Origin of the sequence: Burkholderia sp. Tr-20390 (genome assembly GCF_017104595.1) — a bacterium.
Lineage (GTDB): Bacteria > Pseudomonadota > Gammaproteobacteria > Burkholderiales > Burkholderiaceae > Burkholderia.
Genome location: NZ_JAAGPC010000378.1, coordinates 1 through 2,116 on the forward strand (window position 1 = coordinate 1; position 2,116 = coordinate 2,116).

Genomic DNA, 2,116 nt, shown 5'->3' on the forward strand with positions numbered 1-2,116 from the left:
GGCGAGCAGGTGCGTGGCCGCGCGGCGCCGGCGGGTTGCCGGCACCCTGAGCCGGCGCCGGGGAACGGGTAAGCGCGGGCTAGGCTCGCCGCCGCCGCGCCGTTACACTCCGACGATTTCCGTCGCCACGCCGCTTGCGCCCGTTTCGTCATGACCGTCACCGCCCGCCCGTCGTCCGCGGCCCTGCAGGGCACGCTCTATGTCGCGCTGTCCGCCGCCGCATTCGGTGCGATGGCGATCTTCGGCCGCTACGCGTATGCGGCCGGCGTCGACGTGCTCGGGCTGCTGATCGTGCGCTTTGCGATCGGCGGCGCGGTGCTCGCCGCGATCGCACGGCATCGCCGTGTCGCGTGGCCGCGCGGGCGCGCGCTCGCGCCGCTCGTGGCGATGGGCGCGCTCGGCTACGTCGGGCAGTCGTTCTGCTATTTCAGCGCGCTGCAGCATGCGCAGGCGAGCCTCGTCGCGCTGCTGCTGTACCTGTATCCGGCGTTCGTCACGCTGCTGGCCGCGTGGTGGCTCGGCGAGCGCCTCACGCGCGCGAAGGCCGTCGCGCTCGTGCTGTGCGTCGCGGGTTCGGCGCTGATGGTCGGCGGCGGGCATGGCGAACCGCTCGGGATCGCACTCGCGCTGGCCGCCGCGGTGATCTATTCGCTGTACATCGTCGGCGGCACGAAGGCGACGCGCGGCGTCGATCCGCTCGCGACCACCGCGATCATCTGCCTGTCGGCCACCGCGACGCTCGTGGCGATCGCCGTCGTGCGGACCGCCGCGTTCGGCGCGCCGCCGCGCTGGCCCGCGACGGCCGGCGGCTGGGCGTCGATGCTTGCGATCGCGCTCGTGTCGACGGTGGCGGCGATGCTCGCGTTCTTTGCCGGGCTCGAACGGCTCGGGGCCGCGCGCACGTCGATGCTGTCGACGCTCGAACCGGTCGTGACGGTCGCGCTTGCGGCGCTGCTGTTCGGCGAAGCGCTGTCGCCGCTGCAGTGGGCGGGTGGCGTCGCGATTCTGGCTGCCGTGCTGGCGCTGGTGCGCGCGGGCGGTGCGGCGGCAGACGACGCGACGGCGACGTCCAACGCGTAAGTCGGGAAGGGGGAAGCGGGGCGGCAGCGCGGGTGGCGGCTGCGGTATGCCGGCCGGCCAACGGCCGACGCGGCGTGCGTCGTGCGCCTGGCCGTCTGGCGCCGGGCGGCCTGCGGCCTGTCAGCCGCGGTGGCGCATCACTCGTTCGGCGGCGGCGTCTTCGGCCGGAATTCGCACAGCGGCTCGATCGCGCAATGCCAGCACTCGGGCTTGCGGGCCTTGCACACGTAGCGCCCGTGCAGGATCAGCCAGTGATGCGCGTCCTGCAGGAATTCCTTCGGCGTGAACTTCTCGAGCGCGGTCTCGACGGCGCGCACGTCCTTGCCCGGCGCGAGCCCGGTGCGGTTCGCGACGCGGAAGATATGCGTGTCGACCGCGATCGTCGGCTGGCCGAACGCGGTGTTCAGCACGACGTTCGCGGTCTTGCGGCCGACGCCCGGCAGCCCTTCGAGCGCTTCGCGATCGGCCGGCACCTCGCCGTCGTAGCGGTCCAGCAGGATCCGGCACGTCGCGACCACGTTCTTCGCCTTGGTCCGGTACAGGCCGATCGTCTTGATGTACTCGGTGACGCCTTCTTCGCCGAGTGCGACGATTTGTCGCGGGGTGTTCGCGACCGGGAACATCTTCCGCATCGCCTTGTTGACCGATACGTCGGTCGCCTGCGCGGACAGCATCACGGCGATCAGCAACTCGAACGGCGTCGAGTATTCGAGCTCGGTGGTCGGATGCGGATTGAGGTCCTGCAGCGTTTCGTAGATCGCGCGTCGTTTGCTGGCGTTCATGGAGCGTTCGGGTCGGGCGGTGCGGACGGGCCATCCGGGCCGTCGTTGCCTGCGTCGTTCTTTTCGTCGTTGCCGCTCGCGGCGGCCGCCTCGGCGTCGCGCTGGGCCTGCTGTTCGGCGAGCCGCTTGCGGCGCGCCTCGGCCGCGTCGATCTGCGCCTGGACGGCCGCGCTCACGCCTTCGGTGTTCTTCGGCCCGGCGCCTTGCCCGGACAGCTCTTCCTTCTTCTTGCGCGCGCGTTCGAGCGCGGCGGC

General features: G+C 71.9%; 2 protein-coding genes and 1 pseudogene. 1 reads left to right on the forward strand and 2 read right to left on the reverse strand.

Features of this window, described 5'->3' with window-relative positions; translation table 11 throughout:
• The first annotated feature begins 150 nt into the window (after nucleotides 1-150).
• Entirely contained in the window at nucleotides 151-1,080 is a 930-nt protein-coding gene (locus G3N98_RS39025) for a DMT family transporter (RefSeq protein WP_089473327.1), read from the forward strand.
• A gap of 137 nt (nucleotides 1,081-1,217) precedes the next feature.
• Here G3N98_RS39025 and nth read toward each other — a convergent pair whose 3' ends face one another.
• The gene (gene nth, locus G3N98_RS39030) at nucleotides 1,218-1,862 is read right to left on the reverse strand and encodes an endonuclease III (protein WP_206151101.1); all 645 of its coding nucleotides are present in this window, start codon (nucleotides 1,860-1,862) and stop codon (nucleotides 1,218-1,220) included.
• A pseudogene (locus G3N98_RS39035) lies at nucleotides 1,859-2,116 on the reverse strand (electron transport complex subunit RsxB); the annotation flags it as partial. The pseudogene G3N98_RS39035 and the gene nth, both read right to left, overlap by 4 nt.

Excerpts from the sequence above, each read along its gene's own strand:
- G3N98_RS39025 (WP_089473327.1), top strand. The coding sequence starts at position 151 with ATGACCGTCACCGCCCGCCCGTCGTCCGCGGCCCTGCAGGGCACGCTC.
- nth (WP_206151101.1), bottom strand. The coding sequence starts at position 1,862 with ATGAACGCCAGCAAACGACGCGCGATCTACGAAACGCTGCAGGACCTC.